This is a genomic window from Nocardia barduliensis, from assembly GCF_013315795.1.
GTDB lineage: Bacteria > Actinomycetota > Actinomycetes > Mycobacteriales > Mycobacteriaceae > Nocardia > Nocardia barduliensis.
The window spans coordinates 131,800-158,313 of record NZ_JABLTE010000001.1 but is presented as its reverse complement, the minus strand read 5'-3'; the positions used below and the strand labels follow the sequence as shown (position 1 = coordinate 158,313).

The 26,514-nt window shown below is 68.9% G+C and carries 23 protein-coding genes; 8 read left to right on the top strand and 15 right to left on the bottom strand.

All coding sequences use genetic code 11. The annotated features are described in order from the left end of the window. The first annotated feature begins 130 nt into the window (after positions 1-130). Together HOV91_RS00795 and HOV91_RS00790 are read left to right on the top strand one after the other, a co-directional pair. The gene (locus HOV91_RS00795; protein ID WP_174183436.1) at positions 131-1,183 is read left to right on the top strand and encodes an NAD(P)-dependent alcohol dehydrogenase; all 1,053 of its coding nucleotides are present in this window, start codon (positions 131-133) and stop codon (positions 1,181-1,183) included. A gap of 73 nt (positions 1,184-1,256) precedes the next feature. Beyond that, positions 1,257-2,450 carry an AI-2E family transporter gene (locus HOV91_RS00790; protein ID WP_312884413.1) on the top strand — a complete coding sequence of 398 codons (1,194 nt, stop codon included), beginning with the start codon at positions 1,257-1,259 and terminating at the stop codon, positions 2,448-2,450. 24 nt (positions 2,451-2,474) lie between these two features. On the opposite strand, the gene HOV91_RS00785 is transcribed toward HOV91_RS00790, so the two are convergent. Beyond that, a complete protein-coding gene (locus HOV91_RS00785) occupies positions 2,475-3,776 on the bottom strand; it encodes a phthiocerol/phthiodiolone dimycocerosyl transferase family protein (protein WP_174183435.1) in 1,302 nt (433 codons plus the stop codon). Positions 3,777-3,896: 120 nt separating this feature from the next. On the opposite strand from HOV91_RS00785, the gene HOV91_RS00780 reads away from it, so the two are divergent. Then, a complete protein-coding gene (locus HOV91_RS00780) occupies positions 3,897-4,463 on the top strand; it encodes a TetR/AcrR family transcriptional regulator (RefSeq protein ID WP_174183434.1) in 567 nt (188 codons plus the stop codon). Positions 4,464-4,612: 149 nt separating this feature from the next. Continuing rightward, positions 4,613-5,938: a tetratricopeptide repeat protein gene (locus HOV91_RS00775; protein WP_174183433.1), complete on the top strand. Its 1,326-nt coding sequence runs from the start codon at positions 4,613-4,615 to the stop codon at positions 5,936-5,938. 113 nt (positions 5,939-6,051) lie between these two features. Here the strand turns inward: HOV91_RS00775 and metE are convergent, their stop codons facing one another. The 5 genes from metE to HOV91_RS00750 all read right to left on the bottom strand — a co-directional run bounded on the left by metE (position 6,052) and on the right by HOV91_RS00750 (position 12,661). Next, the gene (metE, locus tag HOV91_RS00770; protein WP_174183432.1) at positions 6,052-8,355 is read right to left on the bottom strand and encodes a 5-methyltetrahydropteroyltriglutamate--homocysteine S-methyltransferase; all 2,304 of its coding nucleotides are present in this window, start codon (positions 8,353-8,355) and stop codon (positions 6,052-6,054) included. 398 nt (positions 8,356-8,753) lie between these two features. Beyond that, the gene (locus HOV91_RS00765; RefSeq protein WP_159921574.1) at positions 8,754-9,623 is read right to left on the bottom strand and encodes a 3-hydroxybutyryl-CoA dehydrogenase; all 870 of its coding nucleotides are present in this window, start codon (positions 9,621-9,623) and stop codon (positions 8,754-8,756) included. Positions 9,624-10,008: 385 nt separating this feature from the next. Next, positions 10,009-11,298: an isocitrate lyase gene (gene aceA, locus HOV91_RS00760; protein ID WP_174183431.1), complete on the bottom strand. Its 1,290-nt coding sequence runs from the start codon at positions 11,296-11,298 to the stop codon at positions 10,009-10,011. Between the two features lie 725 nt (positions 11,299-12,023). Beyond that, the gene (locus tag HOV91_RS00755) at positions 12,024-12,368 is read right to left on the bottom strand and encodes a hypothetical protein (RefSeq protein WP_174183430.1); all 345 of its coding nucleotides are present in this window, start codon (positions 12,366-12,368) and stop codon (positions 12,024-12,026) included. Beyond that, on the bottom strand, positions 12,368-12,661 hold the full coding sequence (locus HOV91_RS00750; protein WP_174183429.1) for a hypothetical protein: 294 nt from the start codon (positions 12,659-12,661) through the stop codon (positions 12,368-12,370). Before HOV91_RS00750 ends, HOV91_RS00755 begins: the two co-directional genes overlap by 1 nt. Positions 12,662-12,961: 300 nt before the next feature. Between HOV91_RS00750 and HOV91_RS00745 the strand changes: the two genes are divergently transcribed. The 4 genes from HOV91_RS00745 (at position 12,962) to HOV91_RS00730 (ending at position 15,509) form a co-directional block, all read left to right on the top strand. Beyond that, a complete protein-coding gene (locus HOV91_RS00745) occupies positions 12,962-13,843 on the top strand; it encodes a helix-turn-helix domain-containing protein (protein WP_174183428.1) in 882 nt (293 codons plus the stop codon). Then, the gene (locus HOV91_RS00740; protein WP_174183427.1) at positions 13,840-14,049 is read left to right on the top strand and encodes a DUF397 domain-containing protein; all 210 of its coding nucleotides are present in this window, start codon (positions 13,840-13,842) and stop codon (positions 14,047-14,049) included. The genes HOV91_RS00745 and HOV91_RS00740 overlap by 4 nt, the downstream gene beginning before the upstream one ends. Positions 14,050-14,371: 322 nt before the next feature. Next, positions 14,372-14,884: a hypothetical protein gene (locus HOV91_RS00735; protein ID WP_174183426.1), complete on the top strand. Its 513-nt coding sequence runs from the start codon at positions 14,372-14,374 to the stop codon at positions 14,882-14,884. A gap of 82 nt (positions 14,885-14,966) precedes the next feature. Further along, on the top strand, positions 14,967-15,509 hold the full coding sequence (locus tag HOV91_RS00730) for a hypothetical protein (protein ID WP_174183425.1): 543 nt from the start codon (positions 14,967-14,969) through the stop codon (positions 15,507-15,509). Between the two features lie 233 nt (positions 15,510-15,742). Here HOV91_RS00730 and puuE read toward each other — a convergent pair whose 3' ends face one another. The 9 genes from puuE to uraD all read right to left on the bottom strand — a co-directional run bounded on the left by puuE (position 15,743) and on the right by uraD (position 26,386). Continuing rightward, entirely contained in the window at positions 15,743-16,687 is a 945-nt protein-coding gene (puuE, locus tag HOV91_RS00725; protein WP_174183424.1) for an allantoinase PuuE, read from the bottom strand. A 428-nt stretch (positions 16,688-17,115) separates the two neighbouring features. Next, a complete protein-coding gene (gene alc / locus HOV91_RS00720; protein ID WP_174183423.1) occupies positions 17,116-18,090 on the bottom strand; it encodes an allantoicase in 975 nt (324 codons plus the stop codon). Between the two features lie 44 nt (positions 18,091-18,134). Then, complete coding sequence (locus tag HOV91_RS00715; protein WP_246349630.1) at positions 18,135-19,349, bottom strand: DUF6986 family protein; 1,215 nt, start codon at positions 19,347-19,349, stop codon at positions 18,135-18,137. Beyond that, complete coding sequence (locus HOV91_RS00710; protein ID WP_174183422.1) at positions 19,346-22,135, bottom strand: molybdopterin-dependent oxidoreductase; 2,790 nt, start codon at positions 22,133-22,135, stop codon at positions 19,346-19,348. The genes HOV91_RS00715 and HOV91_RS00710 overlap by 4 nt, the downstream gene beginning before the upstream one ends. Beyond that, a complete protein-coding gene (locus HOV91_RS00705; protein WP_174183421.1) occupies positions 22,135-22,977 on the bottom strand; it encodes an FAD binding domain-containing protein in 843 nt (280 codons plus the stop codon). Before HOV91_RS00705 ends, HOV91_RS00710 begins: the two co-directional genes overlap by 1 nt. A gap of 329 nt (positions 22,978-23,306) precedes the next feature. Then, on the bottom strand, positions 23,307-24,668 hold the full coding sequence (locus tag HOV91_RS00700) for an 8-oxoguanine deaminase (RefSeq protein ID WP_174183420.1): 1,362 nt from the start codon (positions 24,666-24,668) through the stop codon (positions 23,307-23,309). Then, positions 24,656-25,561, bottom strand: a complete 906-nt coding sequence (gene pucL / locus HOV91_RS00695; RefSeq protein WP_174183419.1) for a factor-independent urate hydroxylase — start codon at positions 25,559-25,561, stop codon at positions 24,656-24,658. Before pucL ends, HOV91_RS00700 begins: the two co-directional genes overlap by 13 nt. 7 nt (positions 25,562-25,568) lie before the next feature. Further along, positions 25,569-25,886 (bottom strand): hydroxyisourate hydrolase, encoded by a 318-nt coding sequence (uraH, locus tag HOV91_RS00690; protein WP_174183418.1) that lies wholly within the window; start codon positions 25,884-25,886, stop codon positions 25,569-25,571. Then, on the bottom strand, positions 25,883-26,386 hold the full coding sequence (gene uraD / locus HOV91_RS00685; RefSeq protein WP_174183417.1) for a 2-oxo-4-hydroxy-4-carboxy-5-ureidoimidazoline decarboxylase: 504 nt from the start codon (positions 26,384-26,386) through the stop codon (positions 25,883-25,885). Before uraD ends, uraH begins: the two co-directional genes overlap by 4 nt. Between the last annotated feature and the right edge of the window lie 128 nt (positions 26,387-26,514).

Here is a 26,514-nt window from a genome sequence, read left to right as displayed (position 1 = left end):
GACTCCATTGTCGCCAAAGAACGCCGCCGAAGATCACCGATCCGGCGACCGCGCCGGAAAAGGGCACGTGAACGTGCCCTTTCCGTGTCGTAGTTGGCAACGGCACCCATGCGGCGGTAGGCATGTCTTCATGAGCACAGCCGCCGCCTACGCCCTGTCCGCCCCCGATGGCTCGTTCGAGAAGGTCACGATCCAACGCAGGGAGCTCGGGCCGCGCGACGTGCTGATCGACATAAAGTTCGCGGGCATCTGCCACTCCGACATCCACACCGCGCGCGACGAGTGGGGCCGCACCCGCTACCCCTGCGTACCGGGTCACGAGATCGCGGGCGTGGTCGCCGCGGTCGGCTCCGCGGTGAGCAGGTATCGGGTCGGCGACCACGTCGGCGTCGGATGCATGGTCGGTTCCTGCGGGGTGTGCGCGCCGTGCTTGGCCGACGAGGAGCAGTACTGCACCGCGGGGGCCACCATGACCTACAACTCCGTGGTCGACCCGGCGGTGCAGCCCGGTGGTCACACCCTCGGCGGTTACTCCACCCAGATCGTGGTGACCGAGAATTTCGTGGTCGCCATCCCCGAGGGCATCGGGCTGGACGTCGCCGCGCCGCTGCTGTGCGCGGGCGTCACGCTGTACTCGCCGCTGCGGCACTGGGGCGCAGGGCCTGGCAAGAAGATCGCGATCATCGGCATGGGCGGGCTCGGTCACGTCGGGGTGAAGCTCGCGGCCGCCATGGGCGCCGAGGTCACCGTGCTGAGCCATTCGCTGAGCAAGCAGGAGGACGGCAAGCTCTTCGGCGCGAGCGGCTACTACGCGACCAGTGACAAGCAGACCTTCCGCGAGCTGCGCGGCCGGTTCGACCTGATCCTCAACACCGTTTCGGCGAACCTGCAGATGGACGACTACCTGCGCCTGCTGAATCTGGACGGCACCCTGGTCATCCTCGGTCTGCCCGAGAACCCGATGAGCGTCAAGCCGTTCAACCTCGCCGCGAACCGCCGCTCGGTGGCTGGTTCGATGATCGGGGGCATCGCGCAGACCCAGGAGATGCTGAATTTCTGCGCCGAGCACGGCATCGGCGCCGAGATCGAGCTGATCGCCGCCGACGAGATCGACGGCGCCTACGACCGCGTCGTGGCCAGCGACGTGCGCTACCGGTTCGTCATCGACGTCTCCACCATGTGAGCCTGCTCGCCGCACCGGCGCGGACGCGCGTTGTCCGGCCGCGAACCGGTGTCGGCGTGGGTACCTTGGCCTTGTGTCCGCCGATGACGAAGACGAGACGCCGAATACGGCCATCGCCGGGCGCGGCATGCCGCCCTGGCTGCCGCGCGCGTTCCTGCTCGCCGCGGCGACGATCACCGGGTTGCTGGCTGCCTTCTGGGTGCTCGAGCGCTTACAGGGCCTGCTGACGGTACTGCTGGTCTCCCTGTTCCTCGCCTTCGCGATCGAGCCGGCGGTGAACTGGCTGGCCCGGCGCGGCATGCGGCGCGGTCCGGCGACCGGACTGGTGTTCCTCGTCTTGACCGCCTTGGTCGTCGGCTTCCTCTGGACCCTCGGCGCGCTGCTGGTCGAGCAGGTCACCACGTTGGTCAAGAACGCCCCCGAATACGCCGACCGGGGCGTGGAGTGGATCAACGACACATTCCACCAGGATCTGTCCAGTACCGACATCCAGAAGTACGCCACCGACTGGAGTTCGACCCTGGAGGGCTACCTCACCGGATTGGCGGGCAACGTCTGGGGCATCGGCACGGCCGCGATCGGCGCTCTCTTCCAAGGTCTGGGCATCCTGCTGTTCACCTACTATTTCGCCGCCGACGGCCCCCGCATCCGCACCGCCGTCTGCTCGCTGCTGCCGCCGCGGCGCCAGCGCCACGTGTTGCGCGCCTGGGACATCGCGGTGGAGAAGACCGGCGGCTACATCTACTCGCGCGGGCTGCTCGCGCTGGCCTCGACGCTGGCGCACTACGCGCTGCTGCGGACGCTGGACGTGCCTTCGGCGTTCGCCCTCGCGCTGTGGGTCGGCGTGGTCTCCCAGTTCATCCCCACGGTCGGCACCTATCTCGCCGGTGCCCTCCCGGTGATCGTCGGGTTGGTGCACGGCCCGAGCACGGCGCTGTGGATTCTCGGCTTCATCGTGCTCTATCAGCAGTTCGAGAACTATGTGCTGCAACCACGGATCACCGCGACGACCCTGGACATGCATCCGGCCGTCGCCTTCGGCGCGGTGCTGGCCGGGGCCGCGCTGCTCGGTGCGACCGGCGCGCTGCTCGCCATTCCGGTGACCGCGACGGTGCAGGCGTTCTCGGGCGCCTACATCCGCCGCTACGACGTCGAGGCCGATGTGGAGGCCGATCTCGACCGCACCGGCCCGCCCAAGCGGCGCCGCAAGTTCGCACGGCAGCTTACCCTTCGGCTGGCGGGCCGCCACAACCCGCCGCCGAAGTGAGTTCACGGCCGGATCGATGCGAGATCAGGCGGCGCGCACGGAGGTCAGCGCCCGGGTCAGCTCTTCTCGCACCTGGTCCAACTGTGCCCGGCTGTGCAGCGCGGTGTCGTACTCCACCTGAACGGTCATCCGGCCGCCGACGGTGAACACGGTCAACTTGGGCGGCATGCCCGCCGCCATGGCGAAGACGTCGTCGCGGATGATCCGCAGCCCCGGCGGCGTCGCGTGCGCGGGCAGGCGACCGATATTGGAGATGGTGAAGGTGTTCGGCGCGGACAACAGCGCGCTCGTCGCCGGGTCGGTGGCACGCTGGGTGACGAGCATCATCCCCAGCGCTTCCTTGCGGTCGATGGAGGCCCGCATCCCCGCCGCCACCGTCCGCGCCAGCGCGATCGGGTCCGCTCCGTAATCGACCAGCGCGAACGTGCCCACTCCCGACACGCAGTTGAGCATGGTGCTCACGGGCACCGGCGGCACCAGATCCGCGCGGACGTCCACCGCGTGGCCGCACACCATCGGCAGCGTTCCCGCCGACGGCTCCAGCAGCGCGCGGAACGCGGCGAACGCCGCACCGCCGATCAGGCTGTTCACCGACAGGTCGTGGGCGCGGGCGGCCGCGACCACCGCGGCGGTCTGCTCGCTGTCCAGTTCGATTCGGTCCAGGGTCAAGCGGCCCGGCGGGTAGGCGGCGCCGTGGCCGGACTCGGGCAGGTGCCGTGGCGCGAGGTCCGGGGTCATCATCGCCGCGCCCGCGCGGATCAGGTCGAGCAGCGCGGTGACCTCCGCGTCGGAGACGATGCGTGCCAGTCGGGTGTCCAGCGCGTCGGGCAGGCTCTGATCTCGAGCCGCTTGGGGCGCGGGCGAACCGGTCACGTGTGCGGTATAGCGCTCCCACAGCTCGGCGAGCAGCGCGAAAGCGGATCTGCCGTCGGCGATTCCGTGGTGGACGACCAGCACAACTCGATCGCGGCCGCCTCCGCGCAGCAGACGGGCGCGGAAGAGCCCGTCGTTCCAGTCTTGCGGGGTGTTCACCAACTCCAGATACTCGGGCTCGCCGCCCTCGGCGATCGCCAGGCGCGGTAGGTAGGAGTCGTCGCGCCGCAACCACCTCGCCCCCTCGGCGTCCACCACCTGCCTGCTGCGCAGCAACGGATGTGCGGCGGCGAGTTCCGCGAGCACCCGGCGCAGCGTGGGGATATCCAGGGCGCCTTCCACGGTGGAACCGATGAACAGCGGCATGCCGCCGACCGGAACGCTGCCGATTCTGGTCTCGGAGCCGAAGTAACTGGTTTCGAAGGGGGACAGAGCGCGCTGCGCAGTCATCATCTGGTTCTTTCCTCGGGCGGACGATGACTCGAACGTACGCCCGTTTCAAACAGTTGTCACATACATGTGTTTGAAACGTCTATAATAAACATGCGTATGGCGCGCTGCTAAGGTGCAGGAGTGGGAACCCGGGAAGACCTCCTCGCCGCGGCCAAGCAGTGTCTGGCCGAGCGCGGTTACGCGCGAACTACCGTGCGCGAGATCGTCGCCGCCTCCGGCAGCAATCTGGCCGCGATCAACTACCACTTCGGCACCCGCGACAAGCTGCTCAACCAGGCGATGATCGAGTCGAGCTCGGAAGCGGTGCAGCGGATCGCCGCGGCGCTGCCCGGTGACGACTCCGCCGTTCCTGCGGAGCGCCTGAAGGCCTTCTGGCGCGAACTCATCGCCTCGTTCACCGCGGATCGGCCGCTCTGGTCGGCGAACGTCGAAGGCATGGCACAGGCGCTGCACTCCCCCGAGGTGCGGGCGGAATTGGCGATCGCCCAGCGACGCGCGCGGGATGAGATCTGGCAGCTGTTCGGCCCCAGCCGCGGCGCCGAAGCCGACCGTGCCATCGGCGCGGTGCTGCACGCGCTGATCGGTGGCCTGATGTCGCAGTGGCTGATCGATCCCGAGCACGCGCCCTCGTCCGACGACCTGCTCGCCGGGCTGCGCGCGCTCGCGGGCGAGAGCGGCGCCGACTGAACGCCGGCCGTCCGGTCCAGGCCGGCACGTTCCGTGAGCCGACCCGCGACCCGGCCTATCCCACGCTATGGGTAGCCATGGATCGCGCGCCGATGTAGAACTCTCGGAAAAGGATTCGCACCACTCGGTGCCGAGGCTGGATGGGAACAATGCTGAAGCGTCCGCCGGACCTGGCCTTCGACCTCGGCAAGATGCACCGCAGGCGCAACGACGTGGTGGCCGCGCGGGAGGCGTTCCAGATCGCCATCGCCTCCGGTCATCCGAACTGGGCGCCGCTGGCCGCCGCGGAACTGGGCGGACTGCTCAGCGCGGCGGGCGACAAACCCGCCGCGGAAGGCGCCTACCACGTGGCGGTCGATTCCGGCCACGAGGACGCCGCGCCGCGCGCCGCCTACAACCTCGGCCTGCTGCTGGCCGAACGCGGCGACATCGCGGCGGCCGAAGCGATGTACGAGCGCGCCGCCGAGTCCGGGCATCCCGACGCCGCGCCGCGCGCCTGGATCAATCTCGGCTACTCCCGAGCCAAGCGCGGCGACGCGGATGCGGCGCGCACGGCCTACGAGCGCGCGATCGGCGCCGGTCCCGGCGACATCGCCCGGCTCGCCCTGTCCAATCTGGCCTACCTCCTGCGCACCGAGGGCGACCTGGACGGCGTGAAAGCCGTCTACCGCACCGCCATCGACGGCTGGCCCGAGGATCAATCCCTCGTCGTCGCGGGCGATCTGGTCCAGCATCTCAGCGAGGCCGGTGATCTGGCCGGAGCCAGGGAGATCAGCCGGTCGATGGCCGAATCCGACGATCCCGCGGTCGCCGCTCGGGCCAGCTTCGAGGTCGGGGTGTTCAGCGAACGGCTCGGCGAGCCGGAGGTAGCGCTGGCGGCCTTCCAGCGCGCCCTCGATTCGACCGATGCCGAAGCGCGCACGCGGGCGGCGGCCGCGCTCGCCCCGATCTATCACGAACGCGCCGCGACCGTGCTGCGCGAGACGGACTGGGCGGGGCTGGCGCACGCCTACGGATCAGCGGACGACGCTCCCGCCGCGCTCGCCGACTTGATCAGCGCGGCCGTCGAAGACCAGGCACGCGGCATCGTCTTCCTGTTCTCCGCGGTCCTGCACCAGGGATCGATCTACTCCGTCACCGCGCCCGCGGCCGAGGTCGTGCTCGGCGCACTGCTGCACGAGCGCACCGATGTGACCTACGCCCGCGCCTGGCTGCGCGAGCCGCAACCACTGCGCTTGGAACTGCTGAACTGGCTGCACGAGGTGATCGCCACCGCAGCATGGCAATCCGCCGCCGAGGACGACGCCGAACTCACCCCGGCCGATCGCGCCGCGACGGCGGCCTGCCTGGCGCTGGTGCCGCACCTGCGCGCCGCCACGTCCGCCGCGCTGGCGATGGCCGAGGTCGACTCGGTCGCCGACGCCGCCACCGAGGTGCTCGCGACGCTCAGCACCTTGGCCGCCGTCACCGAGTGATCGCGCTCAGCCTGCCGCGACCGACTGCTCGGCGAGTTCGTCCGGCAGCGGCAGGTGAGGGCCGTCTCCGTTCGGTCGGACGAAGACGGCCCTCGGCGCTGATCCGCGCTGGCTCACTCGGCGGACTCCACCCGCCTGCGGATGCGGCGAGCCGCGGCGACCATGTTGCGCAGCGACGGCTCCAGCTGCCAATAGTGGCGGGTCTTCAGGCCGCCGTCCGGATTGGCCCACAACCGCTGCGGCGTCACCGCTTCCGCGGCCGCGGTGAGCAATTCGTCCAGCTCGTCGATGTCGGGGATGCGCGCGGACCGGCTCTCGTAGACACCGGGGCCGACGCCGTGGCTGAGCCCGTGCCCGGAGGCGCAGTCCTCCTTCAGCGCCCGCAGCACCCACTCGATGGAGCGGGTCGCCACGATGGCGGTGACGTCGGCGTCCAGTTGCTCGATCGCCTCGACCACCTCGGCGCGGCCGGAATACCCGATGTGTGTGTGGATCTGCGTCTGCGCCTGCACACCGGAGGTGGCCAGCCGGAACGCGCCGATCGCCCACCGCAGGTACTCCGCGCGGCCCTCCGGACGCAGCGGCAGCATCTCCCGGATCGCGGGCTCGTCGACCTGGATGATCGAGATGCCCGCCTTCTCCAGGTCGACCACCTCGTCGCGAATGGCCAGCGCCACCTGGTCGGCGGTCTCGTGCAGCGGCTGGTCCTGGCGGACGAAGGAACGGGCGATCATGGTGACCGGCCCGGTGACCATGCCTTTGACCGGCTTGTCGGTGAGCGACTGCGCGTAGCTGATCCACTCCACCGACATCGGCGCGGGGCGCGACACGTCACCGTAGATGATCGGCGGTCGCACACAACGCGATCCGTACACCTGCACCCAGCCGAAGTGGGTGGTAGCGAAACCGTCGAGCAGCTCCGCGAAGTACTGGATCATGTCGTTGCGCTCGTGCTCGCCGTGCACCAGCACGTCCAGGCCGATGTCCTCCTGCAGCCGGATCGTCGCCTCGATCTCGGCCTCGATCCGCTTGCGGTACTCCTCGTAGGACAACCGGCCCTCGCCGAGTTCGTAACGCGCCTGGCGGATCCGGGCGGTCTGCGGGAAGGACCCGAGCGTGGTGGTCGGCACCGGCGGCAGGTTCAGCTTGCGTTGCTGGGCTTCCCGGCGCACCTCGTAGGGCTCGCGCGAGCGCATGTCCGGGGTGACCGCGTAGACCCGCTGCCGCACCGCGTGCTTCTGCTTGAAGTGCACCTCGGTCGGCCGCTTGCGCCACTTGTCCGACGGCCCTTCGGTGAGCGCCTTGGCGAGCGAGACCACCTCGCCCACCTTCTGCTTCGCGAAGGCGAGCCGGTCGGCGACGTGCCCCTCGATGTCGTATTCGATCAGCAGGTCGTAGGGCACGTGCAGCAGCGTGGTGCCGGTCGAGACGACCAGATCGGGGCACACCTTGGCCAGCTCGTTGAGGTATTCCAGCGTGACGTAGCGGTCCGCGCGCCACACGTTGCGGCCGCTGATCACGCCGGCGTAGAGGCGCTTACGGCGGATGCCGGGCACCGCGGCCAGGTCCTCGGGGCGCATCCGATGGCTGGCCAGGTCGAGACCGATCGCCTCGATGTTGGTGCTCGCGAGAATGGTCAGCGCTGCACCGAAATCGCCGTACTGGCCGGTGACCAGCATGCGCGGACGCAGCGGGGCCTTGCCCAATCGCTGATAGGCGGCCTCGAACGCGGCCAGTTCGGCGGGCGTGCGCTCGCTGGTGAACGCGGGCTCGTCCAGCTGCACGCAGGTGGCGCCGCGCTTGGCGAGGATCTCGAACAGTTCCTCGTAGACCGGTAGCAGCTTGTCCAGCAGGCTCAGAGTGTCGAATCCGCCCGACTCGCCGGGGATGTGCCCGGCCTTGGACAGCAGCAGCAGTGACACCGGGCCGATGACCACCGGCCGCAATTCGATGTCCCGCTGTTTCGCGCGATCGAATTCGTCGAGCAGGGCTTCGGGATGTAGCGAGAACTCGGTGTCGGCGTCCACTTCCGGCTGGCGGTAGTGGTAGTTCGTGCCGAAGAACCGCACCAGTTCGAGCGGCGGCAGATCCGGACGGCCGCGCGCCATCAGGAAGTAGAAGTCCAGCGGGTGCAGGCCGTCGCGGTAGGGCTCGAACCGCTTGGGCACCGCGCCGAACAGCAGCGCGTTGTCCAGCACGTGGTCGTAGAACGAGAAGGTGTTGCCGGGCACCTGCGTCAGACCGGTGGCGGCCAGCTCGTTGAACTGGGTCTCCTGGATCTCGCGGCCGACGGCCAGCAGTTCCTCGCGGTCGAGCGAACCGTGCCAGTAGGCCTCCAGCGCCCTCTTGAGCTCGCGGTGCGGTCCGATCCTGGGATAGCCGAGAATGCTCGACCCGTAGCCGTCGGTCACGTTCACCGGGATACCTTCTTTCGATCACCTGCGCGGCCCGCCGAGATCGACGGGTCGATCCGGCACTGCGCTGTGGATACCCAGCCGAGCCGTCGACATGGCCCGGTCGTTGTGCAGCTTATGCCGATTGCCGTCACCGGCTCGGCAACAGCGACTTCTGGTCGACTCCGTACAAGGTCGGCGGGATTGTTTTCTACCGCCCCGAGCCAGAGCCTCGGCGCACTTCGATCCCAATCGAGAGGTGCTCACCTCCCCGCCCTGTCGAGTGCGAGTCTTACGAGCACCGTTCGCGGCCCGTCTCGCGTCCGAGTGTCCGTCGCGCATGCGCTGCAGGCGCGAGCGGCGGACGCTCGGACGCGAGACTCCCGGGGGCCGCGAACCCGCAGCGCCGCAGGCGCTGCAAATCAGGCCCTGTACTGATAGAAGCCCGCGCCCGTCTTCTTGCCCAGCAACCCCGCTTCGACCATACGCATCAGCAGTGGCGGGGCCGAGTACAGCGGCTCCTTGAACTCCGCGTACATCGAGTCGGCGATGGACTTGACGGTGTCCAGGCCGACCAGGTCGGTCAGCGCGAGGGGGCCCATCGGGTGGGCGCAGCCGAGCACCATCGCCTTGTCCACGTCCTCCTTGGTGGCGAAGCCGGACTCGACCATGCGGATCGCCGAGAGCAGGTACGGCACCAGCAGCGCGTTGACCACGAAACCGGAGCGGTCCGCCGAACGCACGACCTGCTTGCCGAGCACGTCGCCGGCGAAGGCCTCGGCCCGTACGGAGACCGACTCGCTGGTCTTCAGCGTGGTGACCAGTTCGACGAGCGGCAGCACCGGGACCGGGTTGAAGAAGTGCATGCCGACCACGCGTTCGGGGTTCGCCGTGGCGACCGCGATCTTCATGATCGGGATGGACGAGGTGTTGGAGGCCAGCACGGCCGAGGGGTCGGTGACGACCTTGTCGAGTTCGGCGAAGATGCTCGTCTTGACCTTCTCGTCCTCGAGCACCGCCTCGACCACCAGCTGCCGGTCGGCGAAGTCGCCGAGGTCCGAGGTGAACCGCAGACGCCAGGCGGCCTGTTCGCGCTCGCGCTCGGTGATCTTGCCGCTGCTCACGCCGCGATCGAGGGACCGGAGGATGCGCGCGCGACCGGCCGCGGCCAGTTCCCGGGTCTGCTCGAACACCAGCACGTCGATATGCGCCCTGGCACACACCTCCGCGATTCCTGCGCCCATCTGGCCGGCGCCGATAACACCGACGCGTTGGATCTTTTCGCTGCTCACGTCCCGCTCCTGCTGGGTTGTCTGGCTCTGGGGTGGCTGGTCTGGGAAGGTATCGCTCCGGTGTGAGCGCGCCCTTCGATGGTCCAAGGTATAGGGACTGCCCTCCCCGCTGGGGCTGTTCAGCGGGGAGGGCAGTACACCCCTACCGGAGTAGAGGAATGTCGGTTTTCACGTCGGGAACCTCTCTTCCCTAGCGAGCACCACTTGTCGGCATCCGTCCGCGAGTTCGGCTGCTTACGCAACCACCCACGCGCGAGGCCATCGAGCGCCGTTCGCGGCCCGTCTCGCGTCCGAGTGTCCGTTGCGCACGCGCCGCAGGCGCAAGCGGCGGACGCTCGGACGCGAGACTCACAGGGGCCGCGAACCCGCCGCGCGGAGGCGCGGCTTAATGGAACTGCCCCTCTTCGGTGGAGCCCTTCAGCGCCGCCGTGGAGGTGTTCGGGTCCACCGTGGTGGCGATGGTGTCGAAGTAGCCGGCGCCGACCTCACGCTGGTGCTTGATGGCGGTGAAGCCACGCTCGGCGGCGGCCTTGAACTCGCGCTCCTGCAGGTCGACGAAGGCGGTCATGCCCTCGCGGGCGTAGCCGTAGGCCAGGTCGAACATGCCGTAGTTGAGCGAGTGGAAGCCGGCCAGGGTGATGAACTGGAACTTGAAGCCCATCGCGCCGAGCTCACGCTGGAACTTCGCGATGGTCGCGTCGTCCAGGTGGGCCTTCCAGTTGAAGGACGGCGAGCAGTTGTAGGCCAGCAGCTGGTCCGGGAACTCGCCACGGACGGCCTCGGCGAACTTGCGCGCGACCTCGAGGTCCGGCACGCCGGTCTCCATCCAGATGAGGTCGGCGTAGGGGGCGTAGGCCTTGGCACGCGCGATGCAGGGCTCGATGCCGTTCTTCACACCGAAGAAGCCCTCGGGGGTGCGGGTGCCGTCCAGGAACTCACGGTCGCGCTCGTCCACGTCCGAGGTGATCAGGGTGGCGGCCTCGGCGTCGGTGCGGGCGATGATCACCGACGGCACGTCGGCGACATCGGCGGCCAGACGCGCGGAGGTCAGGGTGCGGATGTGCTGCTGGGTCGGGATCAGCACCTTGCCGCCCAGGTGGCCGCACTTCTTCTCGGAGGCGAGCTGGTCCTCCCAGTGCACACCGGCGGCACCGGCGGCGATCATGGCCTTCTGCAGCTCGTAGGCGTTCAGCGCGCCACCGAAGCCGGCCTCGGCGTCGGCGACGATCGGGGCCAGCCAGTTGGAGACGGCGGTGTCGCCCTCGACCTTGGCGATCTCGTCGGCGCGCAGCAGCGCGTTGTTGATGCGGCGGACCACGGACGGAACCGAGTTGGCCGGGTACAGCGACTGGTCGGGGTAGGTGTGGCCGGACAGGTTCGCGTCACCGGCGACCTGCCAACCCGACAGGTAGATGGCCTTCAGGCCGGCGCGGACCTGCTGGACCGCCTGGTTGCCGGTGAGGGCGCCGAGGGAGTTGATGTAGTCCTCGTTGTTGACGAGATCCCACAGGATCTCCGAGCCGCGGCGGGCGAGGGTGTGCTCCTCGACGACGGTGCCCTGGAGCTTCGACACCTGCTCCGCGGTGTAGTTACGGGTGACGCCCTTCCAGCGGGGGTTGGTGTCCCAATCCTGCTGGATTTCCGCGGCGGTCCTCGGGGTGCCGGTGGTCGACATCTGTGACTCCACTTCTTCGTTCGGTCCATGCCGCCCGGTCGAGCTACGAGGCAGCTCGTACTGCTGGATCGGCAATTTGCAGGCTTGCTAGGCCCTTGGGGTGTACTTCCACACGATGGCACACGAAGAAATGGCCGTCTACCTGTTGTTAGTGTGAATCTAAGCTAGGTTTTCAGCAGCGTTTGCTAACTCTGCAAAATTTGCCACTGAATTGCAAAGGTGCAATCTACTGACCGGTAGCCCTGACGTGGGGTTTTAGCGTAACGCTCGTACTGTTAGTGATCGGCCAGCGGGGCGGCCTGGGCGTCCTCCGCCATTCCCCACTGTGAGCACCTTCACAAGGCCGCTGTGGTCTGCGCCACGCGGGAACAGATCAGTCCGGCGGGCTCTCCCACAGGCGATGACGCCGCGCCGAGTCGGGCGTGACGCGTCCGGCCGCGACCAGCGCCTCGAGGCGGCGCGCTTACGAGCGCAGTCGTGTTCGCGGTGCAGCTGCATCGCGCGGTGAGCGTCGGCGAGCGTCAACGGTTGCTCCGGTCGGCCACACGTCCACGCCTTCGGCCAGGCGATCAGTCGCGACGAGCAACGGCCGCCAGTGGGACCGCTCGCCGGGCCGGGACGGCGCGGTCGGTTGAGCGGCCACACACACGCCACCCCGACCACAGCGCACACGCCACTCCCGACCACGGCGACAACGCCCTGCGCTACCTGCCAGGCATCCACGGCTATTCGCTCTTCCCGGCACAACCATCGCCCCGGTCGGTCGGCGGTAGCGCCAGCGATGAGAGTCCGTCGAGTACCTGTTGGACGGTGCTGACTTCGGGCATCTCGCCAGGCGGAAGCCCGGTGCCGTCGACGGGGAAGGCGATACCGCGACGGTGGGCGCGCTCTCGTGGACCCGACTCTTGCGGCACCAACCGGCCATGACGCACCAGCGTATAGAAAGCGACCCACTTCCACCCGCACCGCTCGATCCGGCACGCCCGATGACGCTGCATCTGCCGGTGCGCCGAACCGACCTCGGCGAGATCGCAGACGGTCGGCGCAGTGACGATAGTGTCTTCGTGCATCACGCGACTCCCGACTCCCGAGCGGACTGCCCCGAACGCGTCCACTTGCTCTGCGGGCAAGCAGTTTCCAGGTCGAAGCCCGCGTCGCAGACCAGCGCGGGCAGACTGTCCACGTGCTCGAGGCCGAAGACGACGATCACATCGATTTCCAGCCCGACCGCGATCCCGAGCAGATACCCGATCGGATCATCGACGCCGACCGGCGGCCGCAGCGTGTAGACGTACCGATAGCCGAGCGTGAGCGCATGCCGCTGCACTTCGCTGGCATGACGTGGTGCGTCCGAACCGGACACGTCGCTACGAACGAAACCAATGGCTTTCGGTTTGCTCCGGGCATCGGTCGCCCGCCCGATCGACAAGCCGTCATGCTTGATTCGCACGTTCATAAAACCCCCAGCATCTTCCGTGTGATCGTTGTGGACTGCGCGGCAACGGGTTGCCGATCGTTCTCCCCGGCAATCTGGCGCACACCGAGTACATCACCGGACACGCTGAGAATGTATTGATAACAATAGGATTCGCACCCAGTCCAGATCATTCCAGATCAACTGGAAGGATCATGTAGCAGTGCTAACGAGAGGGTGGGGAAACACATGGCAACTCAGACGACGACGCTTCCACGCAGACTGCTGGCTCGACGGTTGCTCGAGCTGCGCGAGAAGGCCGGACTCACCAGAGACAAGGCGGCCAAACTCTCCGAGATGAGTTCACAAACGTTGTGGCGCTTGGAGAACGGTCAGGTTGCGATGGTCAAGAAGATGGTGATCCGAGCATTATGCGATGTCTACGGCGCGAGCGATGACGAACGGCACGCACTGCTCTGGCTGGCAGAAGAGGCCCGCAAGACCGGCTGGTGGCAGTCCTACGGTGACGCGATGCTCGACAACAAAGACCTTTTCGTCGTGCTCGAACAGGCCACTTGCCGCATAACGTCGTTTCAACTGACCTTGATGCCGGGCCTTGTGCAGACGATCGACTACCGACGCGCCATGGCCAAGAACTACCTGCCAGCCTTATCGGATGACGAGATCGATCGGCATATAGAACTTCTCGCCAAACGGCAGACGCGCCTTGATGAACCACCTGAGCACTTCAGTCTCAACGTACTGATCAGCGAGGCAGCATTGCGCCACCACATTGGCGGAGCGACTGTCATGGCAGCTCAGTCACGTCACCTCTTGGAACTGAGCAACCTTCCGAACATATCCATCAAAATCATTCCTCTGACGAGCGGCAGCCACCTCGGACTGGAGGCGAACTCATTCGTTCTGCTCGAGTTCCCGAGGCACCCGAACCCCTCACTGACCGAGCCGCCCGTTGTCTACGTCGAGGGCTACACTGGGGCTCTGTACCTGGACAAACCCGACGAGATCGATCGGTACCGAACCGCTGTATCGAGTATCGAGAGTGCAGCGCTCGACCAAGGCGAATCCAGGACGCTGCTGGTGGCAATCGCAGAGGAGTACGAAGCTTGAGCGTCGACCTATCCGCAGCGAAGTGGTTCAAGAGCAGCCACAGCAACACCGGCGGAGACTGCGTGGAGGTCGCACACCTCACCGGCGGCATGGTCGGCGTCCGTGACTCCAAGAACCCCACCGGCCCGGCGTTGGTCTTCGCACCCAGCGAGTGGGACACCTTCACCGCAGGCATACGAGACGGACAGTTCACTCCGCCTGCCTGACCAATACCTCCGCCTGCTGGCCGACCGATCTCACCGAGCCGCTATCCGCGGTAGTGATATGGCTGTTGCGAATAGTCCGCCAACAGCCATATCACTACGCCGGTCTTGCCCGTTCGCGGTGAGGTCCGCCATGCCTGCGCAACGCCTGCGGACGGATCCGTAGGCGCAGCCGCCTCGAGGGCGGTCCCGACTGATCCGCGAAGACCTGACCCGATTCAGACATCGACGGAACCGATCAGTCACTCGTGACGTCCAATTAGATGAACGGCATACCACGCGGATCTCGGGAGGAGTTCCGTCGCAACCGAATCGGGGGAACGTCATGTCGAATAATTCAGCCGGTCGGATACTCGCCGGCCTCTGCGCACTGGCCGCGCTTTTCACGGCTGCGCCCGGAGTTCTGTCGGCGTCCGCTGGGCGGGCCGAGGCGAGCCCACCGCCCGGGACTCAATTCGACGTTCCGAAGTTGGAGAGGGCGATGCATGACTGCATTTCCTATGCGATACCTGCCGAGCAAGTGCTTGCCGGTTGGGTCAACGCGAGAACGGGTGAGACGCTCCAGTGGCGGTGCGGCTCTCTGCGGCACATGTATCTCGAGCAGAAGAACGTGCACGATCCTTTCGTCAACATCGAGGCGTTCATTCGCTGTACCGATCGGATCGTCTCGTATGGTCCGCCGCACTCCGCCACTGATCCGAAGTACAAGGCGCTGATCTATCAGTACAACGGAACCTCGCGCCGGGGATACGTGATCTACAACCCAGCCAACAGGGATATCGTGACCATCTATACGAATCCGGACGACGACTGGGTGGGATGTGCGAATGGGCGTTGAACGACCGGCGGGTGTTGTCGAGCGGGTTCGAGAGGCACGCACGACCGAGGGGGCTCGGCGGATCGCCGAGCCTCGGTGGGCGATGCGGCGGGCGCTGACCGACTTCTATACAGCTTGTGGGTATCACACGGTGTGGGAGGTACCGGCGTCGGCGGTAGCGGCTGCGGCACGGGACGTGGTGCCTCTGCTCGATGATGCGGGTCAATTGCGGACCCACTCCGCCTACGAGGATTTATGCATACGCTGTGCACGCGAGTTCGTCGTCGACTACGCGAGTGGAACGGAGACCGATCTCGAGGCGTTGGAAGCGGCGACACGCCATGTCGTCGCACAGGTGATGGATCAGTTCGGATTGACTGCCGGGCAACCGCACGCGGGCCTTGCCTTCGTCTGCGAGCACCAGGCGGCGGCTGTGCTCGAACAGGTAGAACGTCCCTATCTCGCGGCCGTCGCGATTCGAACGCTCCGCATCTATGAACCCGATGATCCGTTCGACATCTGCGAGCCGATGCACGCGTGGTGCACCCAATGGGAGGACGAGCCCGACAACCGCACCGACATAGACGCCGCTATCACCACCGCGCTGTCCGAATTCTTGACACGACACGGGAAAGACCGCAACTGATCGAAGGCCGAACCTTCATTTGATGTTCGAGTACGTCGTCAGCGCGGCATGCTGTGTGAGAAGCCGGCAGTGCAGGCTGATCGACGGACTGCCTTCGCATCCTGCACTACCTGTGCCTCATCGTTTCGGTCAGGGGATGAAGACGCATCCACCCATGCCGAGGTAGCTGCGGATCGCGCAGAGCACGTTGTTCACCGGCGGGGCCGAGGGCTTGCCGGTTCAGTCGCTCGGGTTCAGGCGGGCGGTGGATGCGCCGCGCGCCAGTGGTCGGCGATGTCGATGCGGCGGGTGATCCAGACCTGGCCGTAGGACTGGATGTGGTCGAGGAGGCGTTCCAGGGCGGCGGTGCGGGCGGGGCGGCCGATGAGGCGGCAGTGCAGGCCGATGGACAGCATCTTGGGGCTGCCTTCGGCGCCCTCGCGGTAGAGCACGTCGAAGGCGTCGCGGACGTGCGCGAAGAACTGCTCGCCGGTGGGGAAACCGGCGGGCGAGGCGAATCGCATGTCGTTGGTGTCCAGGGTGTAGGGCACCACCAAGTGGTCGCGGTCGTGCACGCGCACCCAGTAGGGCAGGTCGTCGGCGTAGGAATCCGCGTCGTAGGCGAATCCGCCTTGCTCGACCACCAGTTCCCTGGTGTGCGGCGAATCGCGGCCGGTGTACCAGCCCAGCGGCGCGGCGCCGGTCAGCTCGGTCAGGATGCGCACCGCCTCGGCCATGTGCGCGCGCTCGGTGTCGCGGTCGGTGAGCTGGTAGGACTGCCAGCGCAGACCGTGGCAGGCGATTTCGTGGCCCGATTCCCGGAAGGCCGCTACCGCCTCCGGATTCCGTTGCAAGGCGCGGGCCACGGCGAAGATTGTCAGCGGCAGCTCGCGCCTTTCGAAGACCCGCAGCACCCGCCACAGGCCCGCGCGGGAACCGTACTCGTAGAGCGACTCCATGCTCATGTGCCGGTTCGGGAACGCTTCCGCGGGCGTCATCTCCGACAGGAACGTTTCGGAGTGTTCGTCACCGTCGAGGACGCTGTTCTCGCCGCCCTCTTCGTAATTGAGCACGAACTGGACCGCGATCCGCGCCTCACCCGGCCAGCGCGGGTCCGGCGGATTCGGGCCGTAACCGACGAAATCTCGCGCACCCTCCGCTGTACCGCTTCGCTGCCGCCCTCGCGCCCGCCTGTTCACGACAGCGCCTCGCCAACACCCGACAGCCGCCCGCGACCCTGCCGCACCACTGCCTCGCCCCGACACTCGACTGCCGCCCGTCGGACCCGGCTGTTCACGACTGGGCCTCGCCAACACTCGACAGCCGCCCGCGACCCTGCCGCACCACTGCATCACGCCGACGCTCGACCGCCGCCCCCCGGACCCGGCTGTTCACGACAGCGCCTCGCCAACACTCGACAGCCGCCCGCGACCCTGCCGCACCACTGCCTCGCCCCGACACTCGACTGCCGCCCCTCGGACCCGGCCGCTCACGACTGCGCCTCGCCAACACCCGACAGCCGCCGGCATGCCTGCATCACGCCGACGCTCGACTGCCGCCCCTCGGACCCGGCCGCTCACGACAGCGCCCGGTCCGGGCATGGCGCGCTGCCTCCAGGTTCGCGCACTCATGCGCCGAGCTCGCCGTAGAGGCGCAGCCGCGCCAACCCGCCGTCCGGGTAGATGTCCAAGCGGACCTCTTCCACCGACGCGGCCATCGGCGCGATCGGGAACCGATGCCTGGTATCGGGTTGCAACGCGGTGCGCGGCATTAGCTCCAGTTCGGTGCCGTCGTTGGTGCGGCCGGTGAGCCGGGCCGCACCCGGGCTGTTGCCCAGGAAGTAGGAGGTGTCGAGTTCGGCGAGCCGGATCAGTCCCGGTCCGGCCAGGCGGATGCGCACCCAGTCGTTGCCCTCGTCCCGGCGGCGAGCGGTCTCCCAGCCTTCGCCCATGGAACGGGCCGGGCCGGGATAGAGCAACTGGTTGGGCGAGCTGTAGAAGCGGTTGGAGCAGTCCAGCACCAGCGCGCCGTTCTCCAGGGCGGCCAGATCCAGCGGACCCAGGCCGAGCAGCCGCGGATCGGGCCGCCCCTCGCCGTGCACTCGCAGCCTGGCCACGCCGCCGTCGGGGTGCATGGTGAGCTTCACGTGCGTCCAGCGCTTCTCGTTCTCGACGGCGAACAGGTTGCGGCTGTCGCCGGTCACCGGAGAACGATCGACCAGCATCACCCAATCATTGCGCGCGGCAACGGTTTCCGCGGGCGGATAATCTTCGATCTCCAGCGCGGACACCGAGACGGCCGGTGGGTAGTTGCCCTTGAACCACGCCGTGTCCACGACGATCCCGCGGATCACGCCCGGCACACCCAGCCGCACGATCGCGGAGTCGTCGCCTGGCTGCCCGCGGTGCCTGCGTGTCTCCCAGCCGTCGTAGATCTGTCCCTTGTGCCCGAAGGTGGACGGTTGATACCGGGCGGGACCGGGGTTGATCAAATTCTCCTTCTCCGCGAAGAATTCGTCGTTCGCCCAGATCACCGAGCCGCCGAGCGGCCGGGCCGCCAGATCCGGCAGCAGCGTGAACGCTTCGTCGTCGGCGTCGCGCATCGTGTCTCCTGTAGGTCTCGGAAACGTCCCGTCCGGATGGCCGGTCACGACGACTCCGCGGGCAATGGCGCGCGTGCCGCCAGGGCGCGCAGTACCGCGTCGGACAATTCGGCGGCCCCCGCGTCCGGCCGCGCACCGCACTCGATGCCGCGCAGCACGGTGACGGCCAGCGCTTCCGCGGTGGCGGGCTCGTCGACGACGTCGCCGCCGCGCCGGGCCAGATAGTCCAGCAGGCGCGGCACCGCCACATCTATCGCCCGGCGGAAGAAGTCGTAGGTGGCCAGCCAGCGCGTGACCAGATGACCCGGATGCATGTCCCAGCCCTGGTAGTACCCACGCCGCAACGCCCGGGTGACCAGCCTGTGGTGGTTGCGCAACGAGACCTCCGGGTCGGCGCCCGGCACGATCTGGGTGGAGCCGTCGCACACCCACACTCCGGTCTGCGCGGCCGCCACCTGCATGACCGCCTTGGCATGATCGGCGGCCGGGTGGTCGAGCGCTTGGTCCGGCGCGGCGACGCCACAGGCGGCGGTGTAGTCGTAGGTGCCGAAATGCAAGGCGCTGCAACGCCCTTCGGCGACAGTGAGCATGGCGGCCACCGGTGCGGTGCCGTCCGCCGCGATGATCGCCTGCGGACTCTCGATCTGCAGTTCGAAGCGCAGGCTGCCCTCCGCGATGCCGTACGCGCGTTCCAGCCCGACGCACAGCTGCACCAGAGCGGTGACCTGCTGCACGGCACGGATCTTCGGCACCGTGAAGACGAATCCCTCGGGCACCGCGCCCGCGCTCTCCAACACGAGGTCGAGCGTGCGCAGCGCACGCCGGCGCTCGCCGCCTGCCAGACCCTTCATCCGGATGCCACTGCCCGCCGGGCCGTCGGAGCGCCGGGCCCAGGCCGCGAGCACGGCGCCCGCCGCCGCGGCCGCGCGGTCCTCCTCGGCGTCGGCGCGCAGGCCGTAGCCGTCCTCGAAGTCGATGCGCAGGTCCTGGACCGGGTCGGCTTCCAGCCGCTTGCGCACGTCGAGCAGCGAGCCGGTCCCGTCGAGCGTGGCCAGCAGGTCGTGGTGGCTATCGAGCAGGTCTACCGCGGTCGCGCCCCATTCCCTCGGCGTCTCCTCGGTGACCCGGTCGGCCGGGACGTAGACGGTGTGGATGGGTTGCCACCGCCCGTTCGATCCGGGATACCTGCGGCGCAGGTCGGCGTCGACCGCGTCGAGCATCGCCTCGATCCGCGCGCGAACGTTCTCCGGCACCTTCATCGTTTCCCCTTTTCCCGCAGCGCGGCCCAGACCCGGTCCGCGGTCATCGGCAACCTTTCCAGCCGCACGCCCACCGCGTCGCGGATCGCGTTGGCCAATGCGGGTGCGACCGGGTTGTACGGCGATTCGCTCATAGACTTCGCGCCCAACGGACCGAGCGCGTCGGCTGTCTCGGCGAAGTACACCTCCGTGCGCGGCACATCGGCGAACTGCGGCACGTGATAGTGCCGCAGCGTACGCGCACCGACCACCCCGTGCGCACTGCGCATGTCCTCGTACAGCGCGGTGCCGATGGCTTGGGCCGCACCGCCTTCCACCTGCCCGCGGCACTGCACCGGATTGAGCACCGTGCCCGCGTCGGCGGCCTGGATCGACTGGAGGATACGCACCACTCCGGTGCCGGGATGCACGGCGACGCGGAAGGCGTGCACGTTGAAGCTCACCGACCTGGGGCTGCCCCCGTGCTCGGCGTGCGCGATGAGAGCGCCGCCGGTCAGCAGTTCGGCCGCGGTGAGCAGCCGGTCACCGCAGTACACGCCGTCGGGAGCCGGTACGCAGTCCCGCTCCGCGACGCCGGCCAGTTCGGCCGCCCTGGCCAGCAGCTGCCCGCGCAACGCGCACGCCGCCGCGTACACGGCCTTGCCCGCGACCACGATGCCGGTGGACCCGAAGGCGCCGGTGTCGTAGTCCACCAGATCGGTGTCCGCGTGCTCGACCACCACGCGAGCGACCTCGGTGTCCAGCGCGGTGGCCGCGAGTTGCGCGTGCACCGTCGTCGTGCCGTTGCCGAATTCCACCGTGCCGACCCGGATCTCGTAGCGGCCGTCGGGAAGCAACGACGCCGACGCCGACGACCGGTGCCCGCGCGGCGGGATGGTCGCGATCATCGCGGCGGCCATGCCGGTGCCGACCCGCCACTCCGGGCCGGGCGCGGGCACGTCGTTGCCGCGCAGCAGAGCCCGCTCGGCGAGATCGAGACACTGGTCCAAGCCGTAGCTGCCGAAGGTCAGATCGCCTTCGTTCACCGCCGCGCCGACGAACCGGTCACCGGGCGCCACGACGTTGCGGCGGCGCAATTCGAACGGGTCCATGCCGATCTCGTGCGCGAGCTCGTCCAATGCCGACTCGACGGCGAAGATCACCTGGCCGAGGCCGTAACCGCGGAACGCGCCGGAGGGAACGTTGTTGGTGTAGACCGCCTGCGCGTCGACTCTCTTGTTGGCACAGCGGTACAGCTCGATCGACTCACCGACGCCGTGGTACATCACCCCGCCGCTGTGATTGCCGTAGGCGCCGGTGTCGGCGAGCACGTCGACGGCCAAAGCGGTGAGCACACCGTGGGCGTCGGCCCCGGCCGTCACCGCGACCCGCATCGGATGCCGGCACGTCGCGGAGGTGAACTCGTCGGAGCGGGTGAACTCGTACTGCACCGGTCGGCCGGTCCGCAGCACGGCCAGCGCGATCAGGTCCTCGGCGAGCATCTCCTGCTTCGCGCCGAATCCGCCGCCGACCCGGGCCGCGAACACCCGAACCTGCGCCGGGGACAATCCGAACAGGCGGCACAGTTCGTCGCGCACCAGGAACGGCACCTGGGTGCTGCACCGGATGACCAGTCGCCCGGCGTCGTCCAGCCAGCCGACGCCCCCGTGCGTCTCCAGGTGCACGTGCTGGCCGCGCGGCGAGAACCACTCGCCGCGCACCACCTGTGCGGCGGCGGCCAGACCGGCCGCCACGTCGCCCACCTCGCCGTGCAGTTCGGCGACCAAGTTGCGACCGGGATCGGTGATCCGGGCCGAGGCCGGTTTGTCGCCGTGCAGTTTCGGCGCATCCGCGCGCAGCGCGTCCTGCGGATCGAACACCGCGGGCAAGGTCTCGTAGTCGACGACCAGCAGACGGCACGCCTCGCGCGCGATCGCGACGCTGTCGGCCACCACCGCGGCCACCCGCTGCCCCACGAATCGGACGGTTCGATCGAGCACGTAGGTGTCGTCCGGGTCGTCGGTGCGCAGTTCGTGCCGCGCGGTGGAGAACGGGATGCCGGGATCGTCGGCGTGGGTGAGTACCGCGTGCACGCCGGGCAGCGCCTCGGCGGCGGCGGTGCCGATCGAGCGGATTCGCGCATGGGGGTGCGAACTGGTCAGCACCGCGATATGCAGCGGGGCGGTCGGCGGCGCGGTGGCGTCATCCGTTCGCCGCCCGCCCTCCGCGACCGGCGGCAGGTCCATGGTGAACGGCTCGCTGCCGCGGACGATGCGCGGCCCGGCCGGAGCGCCGACACCCGCGCCCGCCGCGGTCGTCTCGGTTCGATCGGGGGCGACGGCGGCAGGGTCGTCCGGGGTGAGCGGCTCGCCGAGCGCGGCGCGGATGGCCCGGTAGCCCGTGCAGCGGCACAGATTCCCCTTCATGAGTTCGGCGAGTTCGTCGCCGGACATGCCGGTCTGTTCACCGGCGGCGCACCCCAGCCCGGCGGCCGTGACCACCATGCCCGCGGTGCAGAACCCGCATTGGAAGGCGGCCTTGTCGACGAATCGGCTCTGCACCGGATGCGGGTGCTCGGGCGTTCCCAGCCCGGCCGCGGTGGTGACGGATCGTCCGGCGGCGCGGTAGGCCGGGAATACGCACGAGTGCACCGTCATGCCGTCCACCAGCACCGAGCAGGCCCCGCAATCGCCGGTGTCGCAGCCCTTCTTCACCGCCAGGGCGCCGCTGTCCCGCAGCGCGGTTCGCAGGCATTGACCCGGCCGGGTCTCGATCTCGACGGATCTGCCGTCCACCTCGAAGCGCATCACGATCCCCGCAGTTCCCCGGCGACCTCGCCGGCGAGGACCCCCGTGACGTGCTCGCGCCACTGCGGCGACCCGTGCGGGTCGTCGAACCAGAGCGCGGGGTCGATCGTGGCCAGGGCATCGCGCAGCGCGCCGTCGCTCGGCGGCGCGGCGAAGTCCAGCACGACGGGCTTGGTGGTGGCGGCCGTGATGGTGACCGCGCTGCGGCCGTCCCGTTCCCGCCGCCCCATCACCACGGCGCCGGAGCGGCCCAGCGGCGCGAGCGCGATCTTCCGGAAACTGGTGTGCGCCAGCAGGCTCGAGCGCGGCAGGCGAATCGATCGCAACACCTCACCCGGCCGCAGCGCCGTGTGCCCCGGACCGAGGACGAACTCGCGCAACGGGATACTCCGATCGTCCCCGCCCGGAGCCCACACCACCGCCGTCCCGTCGAGCGCCACCAGCGCGCCGAGCACCGCGCCCGCGGGCAGTGCCAGGCAGACGTTGCCGCCCACGGTGGCGGTGCGCCAGATCTTGTGCGAGGCCAGCAGCGCCCGGCAGGACCGCGCGAACAGCGCCGTTCCCGGCCACAGCTCGCGCAACATCGGTATCCCAAGCTCACGTCCCGGCCCGGCCCCCGCGAACTCGGCCAGGGTGCAGGTCGCGGCTATCTCCAGTCCGTCGTCCACGATCTCGAACGCGGGCCACCCCAGGCCGGTGATGTCGACCAGACGCACCAGCTGATCCTGCGGCTCGGAGAACAAGAAGGTCCCTCCGGCGAGCACCGCGGCCGAAGCGTCCAGCACCGCCAGATCCGCGCGCTCGCGCGCGACCACCACCTCGCGAATCGTGTCCAGGTCCACGTCTCACCTCGCTCCTGCCTCTCCGTCACGGTAGAGCCAGTCGGTTGCCGCCGTATTGCGCGCGACGCATGTCGGATTGCGCGGCCGTTACCTCGCCGGACGACAACCGCCCGCGGCCTCCGGACCCATCCCCGCCCGAGCGGTTCGGGGGCGTGCCGTCCGCATCACCAAAGCTCCCGCCCGTTTCGACGGACCGTCCGAGCCGACACTGCCCCAGTATTGCGCGTCCCGCCTGATCAGGCACGACACCTCGCTCACATCAGCGAGTGCGATCCTCGGCCACGCCGTGCGCGCACTCGGCAGTGCGGTCGGAGGGCAGCCCCACCAGCTCACCCCGCCTTCGCGAGCAACGCCGCCTGCGCTCGTGCCACCTCCCGGGCGACCACCTCCGTGTCGACCGTCCGGACCTCGCCGTCGCGCACCACTTCGCGCCCGTTGACCAGCAGCGCGGCCAGCGGTGGGGCCGAGCCGAGCACCAGGGCGGTCACCGGATCCTCGATCCCGGCGTGCGCGGCCGTGTCCAGCCGCCACAGCGCCAGATCCGCCAGCTTGCCCACTTCGATCGAACCGATCTCCGCGGCCCGGCCCAGCACTCGCGCGCCGCCCATGGTGGCCAGCTCCAGCGCGGTGCGCACGGTCATCGCCCGTGGTCCGCCCCGGTTGCGCGCCCACAGCAGCGCGTGGCGCGGCTCCTCGATCATCGAACCGGCCTCGTTGCTCGCCGCTCCGTCGACGCCGAGGCCCACCGGGACGCCCGCGCGCACCAGCTCGGCGGTGCGGGCCACGCCCGCGCCCAGCCGCGCGTTCGAGGTGGGGCAGTGCGCCACGCCGGTACCGGTGCGCGCCAGCGCCTCGATCGCGCCGTCGTCCAGGTGGACGGCGTGCGCGTACCAGACGTCGGGGCCGAACCAGCCGAGCCGCTCCAAGTATTGCGCGGGCGTGCAGCCGAATGTCGCCGCGCAGTAGTCCTGCTCGTCGACGGTCTCGGCGAGGTGGGTGTGCAGCCGGACGCCGGTCGCGCGGGCCAGCGCCGCCGACTCGCGCAGCAGCTCCGGCGTGACCGAGAACGGCGAGCACGGCGCCAGCGCGATCCGCAGCATGGCGTCGAACGACGGGTCGTGCCAGCGCGCGACGGCCTCCGCGCTCGCGGTGAGGATGTCGTCCAAGCGCTCCACCAAATGGTCGGGCGGCAGTCCGCCCGCGCTCACTCCTAGATCCATCGATCCGCGACAGGGGTGGAAGCGCAAGCCGACCTGCGCCGCCGCGGTGATCTCGGCCGCGAGCGGGTCACCGCCGTCGCGCGGGAACACGTAGTGGTGATCGGTGGTGGTGGTACAGCCGGTGCGCGCGAGCGCGGCGAGCGCACCCGTGGCCGCGACGCGCACCGCGTCCTCATCGATGCCCGCCCAGACCGGGTAGAGCGTGGTGAGCCATTCGAACAGCGTGTGGTCGGTGGCCAGGCCCCGGGTGAGCCATTGGTAGAGGTGCTGGTGGGTGTTCACCAGGCCGGGCGTCAGCAGGCAGCCGCGCCCGTCGACGCGCCGTGCGTCCGAACCGAGTTCCGGCGCGTCGCCCGCCCCCACCGCCTCGATCCGGTTGCCCCGCACGACGACGTGACCGCGGTCGTACTCGGTCCCGTGCGCGTCGACGGTCGCGACGGCACAGTCCGCGATGACGGTCACCTGGTCCACGCGGGGCCCGCTTCCGGCGCGTCGGCACGCGCCACGGTGGCGTGGATCAGCCCGTAGGGCCGGTCGTCGGCGTGGTAGACCTCGCCGCGGTTCTCGATGCCGAAGCGGGCCAGGTCGTAGTCGAAGTGATGCTTGTTCGGCGCGGCGAGGCGGATCTCGGCCAGCACCGGGTGCGCCGCCAGCACGGCCTTGCCCATCTCGAACAGCGTCTGCTGCAGCGCCTTCGAGTGCAGCGTCGCGAAGGTCTCCACCAGCCGGGCCCGCACTCCGGTGTAGACCGCGTCCCAGTCGACGCCGTCGCTACCGGCGAAGCGCCACTCGGCGACCAGCGAGGTGGCCAGCATTCGATCGTTGGTCGGCGCGAGCACGGTGAAGTCGTCGGACAAGAAGTCGGCGAACTGCGAGCCGGTCGACTTCAGGATGGTGAGGTCCTTCACCCCGCCGAGCACCCAGGCCCGCCGATCGGCGCCGCTTCCGGCAACGGTGACAGCGGCGGTGCGCACTTCGGTCCCCCGGCGCACCCAGGTGTGGTCGTGTTCGACGCCGCCGACCGAGACCCGTTCCCAGGCGTACTCGTCGACCTCCACGCGCGCGGTGCGCACCGGTTCGATCTCGGCGACGAAGTGATCGGCCAGCGCCAGCGCGTAGTCCTCGATGGTCCGCAGCCCCGCCTGCTTCGCGAAGGCGTAGGCGGTGTGCTTCTGCGAGTCGGTGGGCAGGACCTTCGCCTGGTCACCCGTGACGTACGCGCCGGCGAAATCGCCGCGCAGCACCGTGGACACGTTCACGTCGCGTATCTCGTGCCGTGCGCCATCCCGGTAGATCCGGACGATCCGGTTCTCCGCCTTGCCGTAGCGGTGGTCGGTCAGCACGATCGGCCCGGTCAGTTCCATGCTCGGCTCAGCTCCCTCGATAGGTGGAAAAAGCGAAGGGCGACAACAGCAACGGGACGTGGTAGTGCCGCTCCTCGGTGACGACGAACGCGATGACCACCTCGGGATAGAAGGTCTCGACCTCCCTGCCCGCGAAGTAAGCGCCGGTGTCGAAGACCAGGCGATAGGTTCCCGGTTCGAGCGCTTCGCCCAGCGCCCTGATTCGTCCGTCGGCATCCGTCTCGCCCGCGTCGAGTCGCCGCTCCTGCCGGTACAACGTCACCGTGACGCCTGCGGCGGGCGCGCCGCACACCGCGTCCAGCACGTGCGTGCTCAGCGTGCTCATACCCGCTCCTCCAGCAGCGCGCGCAGCCGGATGCGGTTGATCTTCGCCAGTTCTGTTCGCACGACTCGCCTTTCGGTCTCGGGATCATTGCGCAGCCGGGCGTCGAGCAGCGCGAGCAAGTCCTCGGCCGACTTTCCGCTCGCGCACACCAGGTAGATATGCCCGAACCGTTCCTCATAAGCGCGGTTGCCCGCGGCGAGCGCCGCGCGAACCGCGTCCGCCGCTCCCGCCACCCCGGCCTGCTCGCGGGCCGAAGCGGCGGAATCCGGCCGCTCCCCGATCCTCGGATGTCCCGCCAGCGCCGCGTCGAGCTCGGCCTCCGGCAGTCGCGCGGACACCGCGTCCGCCGCGTCGAGCAGCGCCGCCACACTCCGGTACGGACGGCCGTCGACCAGCGACCGCGCGAAGCCCGGCGACGAGCAGCAGCCGAGCACCGCCCGGTAGGCCGCCTCGTCGGACAACGCGTCGAACGCCGCGATTCCGGGTCGCTGATCCGTCATCGGACCAGCATCGAATACGACTCGGCCTGCCGCCACCGGAACGGGACGGACGACCTCCGGCGTGTCGCGCACGCGGACACGACGCTCCCACGTCTGAGCACGTATTTCCATCGTGCAGCGCCGACCGC